3 protein-coding genes are annotated in these 6,433 nt (G+C 54.3%); all 3 read right to left on the reverse strand.

What is annotated here, in order from left to right; translation table 11 throughout:
* Window positions 1-38 precede the first annotated feature (38 nt).
* Window positions 39-296: a hypothetical protein gene (locus tag AF70_RS29520; RefSeq protein WP_155954669.1), complete on the reverse strand. Its 258-nt coding sequence runs from the start codon at window positions 294-296 to the stop codon at window positions 39-41.
* A 615-nt stretch (window positions 297-911) separates the two neighbouring features.
* Complete coding sequence (locus AF70_RS29525; protein WP_019582921.1) at window positions 912-1,463, reverse strand: hypothetical protein; 552 nt, start codon at window positions 1,461-1,463, stop codon at window positions 912-914.
* Window positions 1,463-6,433: hemagglutinin repeat-containing protein (locus tag AF70_RS29530; protein ID WP_178119840.1), on the reverse strand; the 4,971-nt coding region annotated here is incomplete at its 5' end. The genes AF70_RS29530 and AF70_RS29525, both read right to left, overlap by 1 nt.

The following is a 6,433-nucleotide window of genomic DNA, read 5'->3' on the forward strand; positions in this document are numbered from 1 at the left end:
CTTTTGCACCAACCAAAGAGCCAAAAAATTACGAAGCTCTAACGACCTTGACCACGACCTCTGTTGACCGCATCCAGAAGCAGTTCTAGCTCAAGGCCATAACCATTCGGCTCGAAGCTTTCCTCTATTCCATTTATCAAAAATTCATTAGAAATCAACTCACAAAGCTCATCCACCTCACTTGATGATAATGAACTATTAAGTAATTTCTCAGCCAGTGCCAGTTGGTGCTCTCCTGCCATAAAGCACAACGCAAATAAAAGCTGTAATTGGGCGCTTGTTAAGAGGCTACTCATTTACCGGTCCCCGCAGCTGATTTCCCCCAACCGGTGACAACTTTACCTTCAGCATTGACCACTATGACTGCATCCGTCCCCGTATACCTAAATGTTGGACCATACTTTGAAGGGACATATTCAATCTTTAGAGGACTAGACCAAGCTCCACTGAGTGCTGACTGGCTTACACCAATGCCACCATCCCTTCCTGCAAATTGCTCCAATGCGTGATTTGAATAGCTAGTGATCTGTGTTGGTGCCCTTGCTCCGGCCGCCTGCTCAGCAACCATTTGCATTTTGAGTCTAGCAGCATTAGCTGCACTGCTTGCTCCTGAGTCAGGAATAGAGGGAATGCCTTTTGCACCAACAGTATCACCCGACGTGATTTTCGTTGTCTAGGCGCTCAACACCAGATGTGGCGCGGCCTGCAGGACGGTCGGCCCTGATGATCCGTTGTCACCGCACAAAACCACCCCGACGCGGGTTTTGACCCCGTTACAACAAACACCGATGACCCACCCCTGGCGGTTCGGTGGCGAAGCCATCGGACACCCAGGGGCCGACAAGCGCAGCGTGTTAGGCTTTAGGATCCAAAGGGGGTTCCCCTTTGGGTGGGTAGTGTTCAAGAAAACTCTACTCTGCACTTTTGGCTTTCAAGACTGCTCGATCAATCATGTCAGCAGTAATGTAAGGTACAAACCCAAGCCTATCTCCCATCTCAAAGCTCTTCTTGTAACCTTCCAATCGTTCAACGTCACCAGCTATTGCCAATGCAGCCAGGTGTCGAAGGGGCATCGCACCTTTAGCATCAGTCGGCAGATTTCTATAAACCATCAGGCCAGACTCAATATTCTGTGAGCGAGCCCAAGATATGGCTTTCTCTGACATCCTAAGAACATCATCACTAGAAAAATTAGGCAATTTCTCCGGGGGCTCATTACTAACTATGACTGGCGAATATCCGCTTCCTTCCCCTAGTACAAAAGCAACAACCTCCGAGAACTCCTTGGTCGAAACCGAGGGTGTAAGCGACACTCGAAAATGGTCCGAGCGCTCCCCCACAGACGGGATTACTTGAATCTTTACCTCCTCAATATCTTTCACGCAAAAATAATCCCCAACCTCATCCTTGCTACAAATCCAGCCCAGCTCCTTCAAATTTGAAACCACATCTTTTTCTTTCATTACTTAGCACCAGGAAAATTCATTATCTCAATAGGAATACCGTTAGGATAACCTTGCTCCTTTAACGGCACGCCTGGTGTCAGGCCAAAGCTTTCCGCAACTTTCCCTCTTGGAATTGAACTCCCTTCCTTTATTTGAGGGAAAATTTCGGACTGCCGAATACTCAGGTCCGCACTTCCCGTCTTAACCTCAATAATTCTAAGGGTTCCATCGGGCGCTTCGGCTACGATGTCTGGCCTACAACGCCCAGTGCCACAGGAGCTGCCGAATGATATTTCCTTTTCGCTGACTCTGAACCCTTGAGACGAAAGTTGATCCTTAATGTCATCCACCATGTTCAGGTGGTGATCATAGTGATCTTTGATGGTGACTTTCGGAGCTGTTGCAGTCCCTTTTGCACCGTCGACTTTACTACCAACCCCTTTTGATGTCGATGGTGGCTCTGCAGCTAAAGACCTAACCCCATAAACCCCCGCTAGGGCCGCCGTTGCAGCCTGGAGTGACATCACGAGATCATAACGACTCTCAATCTCACCTCTAGACAATCCCGATTCTTTCACTATTGCCGTTATAGCAGCATCTCTAGTGATACTTTCCGAATCCAAGCCTTGCAGGACAGCCTCAACATTCGCGGCGTCTTCAGGGTATATATCTTTATACAGCAACGAATAGGTTACAGAATCACCGTACTCCACAAGCGCTTGCTTGGCCATTGCAACTAAACGGCCACACTCCACACCTGCTTTATTTCCAGCTGTACATGCCGCTTGAATAGTCGCATCCCTATCCTTATCTAGTTTTTTTGTATCTGCTAATTTTTGTGCTTCTTCGGGCGTAATCGTGCCCTCACGCTCCTTAAGCGTTAGAGCTTTCTTTACGCTTGCCTCTTCAACACTAAGATAATTATTTTCTACCGCATTCTTACTTGCTTGCGCGCCAGCGATAGCATCTGCTGAACTGCCCCCAACAAGCCCACCCGCCAAACCACCGGCCAAGGTCGAAAGCGCCGAAACCTTCTGCTTTTCAGCCTCAGTCAGTTGATCGCTGGTCTTGCCCGGATAGAGCTGACTAGCAACCAGCTCGCCAATGCTTGCCCCTGCCGCTCCAGCTAAAGCTGAGTTCTGCTGGGATTTAGCCAACACCGCCCCGAGCAAGGCATGAGCCATGATCCTGGCTTCAAGGTTGTCGCCTGTACTGTCCTTGATGACACCGGCCAAATAAGGCGCCGATGCTCCCGCTATGGCCTGGCCGATGTTCCCGCCCGCCAATCCTTGAATCGCAGCAGTCACAGCCTGTGCAGCCCTTTGCAGATCGCTACCGGTGCCATACTGCTGCATGACCGTATTGGTGATCTGGGTAGCTATCTGCTCCTTACTTGGATCGGTGTTCCCCTCCTTAATCAGCTTTTGGCGGGCATCCTCGACCGCCAGGGGATCCTTCTGCGCCTTCGCGGCTTCAATCGTCCCTTGAGTACGAATGATGTCCATCGCCTGATTGCCGATATCACCAATCAGCTGCGCCTGGCGCAGGCGGTTCTGTTCTTTCTCCTTGTCGAAAATCGGACTCAAAGCATTGTTGGCGTGTTCGACGTCACGGCTCAGCGATGCCACATCTTGCTGTTGGTGATCTTTGTCGCGAATGGTGATTTCACCGTTCGAAACAGCCGAATAGGTGGTGCTGCTGTCATGCCCATTGTTGTTTGCCCCCACCAGCAACAGGCTGCCCATATTGCTCATGAACATCGAGCCCGCATTCCCACCAGTACCACCACTGACACTTTGATGCTGGCTACTGAAGTCGGCTTTGTTACCGATGTCCGTCCAACCCAGGGTGCCGGTGCTCAGCTTGTTTTTGTCGGCACTGGCAGTGCTGGCGATCACACTGCCATTGAGCTGGGTATGCTCGCCTACAGTGACCTGATAACCATCCTTGCCGGCAAACAGGCCCGTCTGTTCTTGCACGCTATTAAAGTTGGACTTGATCTTGTCCTGGCTGACGCTGAGCGAACCGCTCCCCGTCATGCTGCCGAAGGTGAAGCTTGCGCCACCGCTGACGTTGGCCTGCTTGGACTCGAAACGGTCACTGTCTTGCAGACTGCTCAGAGTCAGGTTGCGACCGATGTCAGCAACCACTTTTTGCGCCGAGGCTTGCGCACCTTCCAAGGTGGTATCCCGGCCGCTATTCAGGGTCAGTTGGTTGCCCGCATTGACGGTAGTCTCCGTCCATACGGTGCCATTACCCTTTTCCTTGCCGGTACCACTATTGGCGTTGGCAAAGATACTCAGACCCGCACCACTGGAGCCCACCCCCAGACTGACGCCGACAGCCCCGCCACCGCTCTTATTGGAACCCTCCAGCTTTTGCGTATTGGCCCCCGCGCGCATATCAATGTCGCGAGCAGCCGACAGCACTACGTCGCGCCCCGCCTGCAGCTTGCTGCCAATGACCGAGATGTCGCCCGTTGCAGCGCCCGGTTGTCCATTACCGGTAGCAATGACATGCAGATCATTACCCGCAGTCAGACTGCTTCCCTGGCTGACACTTTGCTCCTGGACCTGCTTGGAACTGGATTTTTGCGTCCCCAGAGACAAAGCAATACCGACAAAACTACCTTCCTTCGCGCCAGACTCTATTGCCTGAGCGCCCTGCCAAGCCTGATACCCAGACAAACCAGCCTTGATTCCCTGGAGCGCGGCAAGACGAGTGTCATCTTCGTGCTTGGCTTCCTGGGCGGTTTGCACCGCAGTGTTGACGGCCTCCCCCACCACACCCGACAAGGCAAGTGTCAGGCCACTTTTTTTGCTCTCCTGGCTAGTCCGGGTAGAGCTGTCACTCGCGGCGTCGATGATGCTGACATTTTTCCCGATCAGACTAATGTCCTTACCAGCGACCACATCCGAGGCCTTGACTGTAAGGTCCTTACCGGCGGTGATATTCACATTACCCAGCACACTGCCGACCGTGCTGGCCTTCTGGGTCTGGCTCTCGGTGTCCTGCTTATAGGTGTTCTTGGACGACCCCAAGGTGACACCGATCCCGCCGGAACTGATCAAGCCGGATTTCTTGGTCGATTGGCTATGCTGCGCGCTGAAGTGCTCGACATCGCTTTCGATGCGGATGTCATTACGTGCCTGCAGGTTGGTCTCTTCGGTCGACACCACGTTACTGGCGGACACCACCAGGTTGTTACCCGCCTGAACCAGCGTGGTGTTTCCGCTGAGCGTCGATCCCGTCAATGACGTGCTGCTGGAGGAGTCACTGCTCATCTTGCTGGTGCTGGACAGACCGAAACCACCCGACTTGGACTTCGCGGACGCACTGAACTGACTGTTCTGTGCGGCATTCAGATTGACATCGTTGCCAGCAAGAACCTCTAGGGCACCCTTGTCACTGTTCACGGTCGAGCCCGTGATATTGATGTCATTGACCGCGACTACAGTGGTTTTGCCTTCAGCTTGAATAACCGACGAAACGGCTTCTTCATTGCCGCTTTCGGTCATCGTCGACTTTTTCTTACCCCACGAGCCTTTCTTGGTTTTCGAGTAGTAGGAGTAATCACTGTTTTCCGCCGTGTTCAGACTGAGATCATTGCCTGCGTATACATACGCCTCATTGCCTGCGTTCACCCGACTGGCTGTGACCTCAAGATCCTGACCCGCACTCAAGGCAACGTTGCCCCCCGCAGTGACAGTCGTAGACACCTGACGGACGTGATCCTCCTGGCTGGTAACCTTTTTGCTCTTGCCATAGGAATGCTGTTCGTCCGCCGCCGAGGCCAATGTCAGGTCGCCAACGGCGCTCATGTTCACATCGCGTTTGGCGTCGATCTGGCTGGCAATGACCGCCAGGTCACGGCCAGCGGCAATCTTCAGGTCCTGCCCCACATCAACGTCTGAGCCAGATTGGGTGATGGTCTGATTACGATGCCGGCCCCGCTCGCCGCTGACGATCTGCTCAGCTGAAGTGATGTTGACGTCACGGCCGGCGGTGATCGTGGTACCAGCACCGCTTTTCAGCACGCTGCCAACGTTGTTGACGTCGCGTCCGGACTTGAGGGTCAGGTTGTTGGCCGCTTCGATTCGGGCGGCGTTGTCGACGAAGTCGGTCTGCTCGGTGCGGTAACCGCTGCTGCTTTGGTGAGTGGTAACGGTGCGTTCGTTGATCACGTCGCCCCGGGTGGTGGTCAGCGAGACATCACGGCCGGCAATGATGCCGCCGGCCTTGTTGGTCAGGTTGTTGGTGGCCAGCAGGTCGAGGCGATTGCCGGCTTCCACCAGGCCGCTGCTGACCAGGTCGTTGGTGGCGGTGGCCGACAGGTTGTTGGAGGCGCGCAAGGTGCCGGCATTGTTCAAATCCTTACCGGCGATCAGGGTCACGTCGCGGCCCTGGATCAGGGCACCGTTGGCGGCCAGGCGATTGTTGGCGTTGGCCAGGTACAGCACCGGCACCAGCACTTGCTCGCCGTTCACCTCGGCATTTTCCATCCAGACAATATCGTGGGTCAGGGCCGCGACTTGTTCAGAGGTCAGGCTGACACCCAAGGACAGGTTGAGCTCCGTCTTACTGGCGATGGCGTTATTCATCAGGTACTTGAACAGGCCCTCGTCGGAGGTCTGGCCATCGATGAAGCGCTGGCCGGTGCGGGCAACCACGGCTTGCTGGATCAGGCGTTGTTCATAAAGACCATCGCCCAGACGCTTGGCACTTTGGTCGGGGTCGTAGCCCAGGTTCGACAACAGGTAATCCGAGCTCATGAATTGCTTGAGGTCGGTGAGTACCGGGTTGGTTTCGATCAGGTATTTGTGCGGTTGGGATTTGCCAGCATTGCTCGGCAAGCCTTGCACGCGGTTGAGGGTGACTGGCGCACTGGTGGACGCGGTGACAGTGGCGCCGGTGAGGCTCCAGCTTTGTGGGCCGGTGCCGGTCGGGTTGGTGCTGCCTTCCTGGCTCAAACGGAACAGGCCGTTCTG

The sequence above is a fragment of the Pseudomonas sp. KD5 genome, from assembly GCF_012932895.1.
GTDB lineage: Bacteria > Pseudomonadota > Gammaproteobacteria > Pseudomonadales > Pseudomonadaceae > Aquipseudomonas.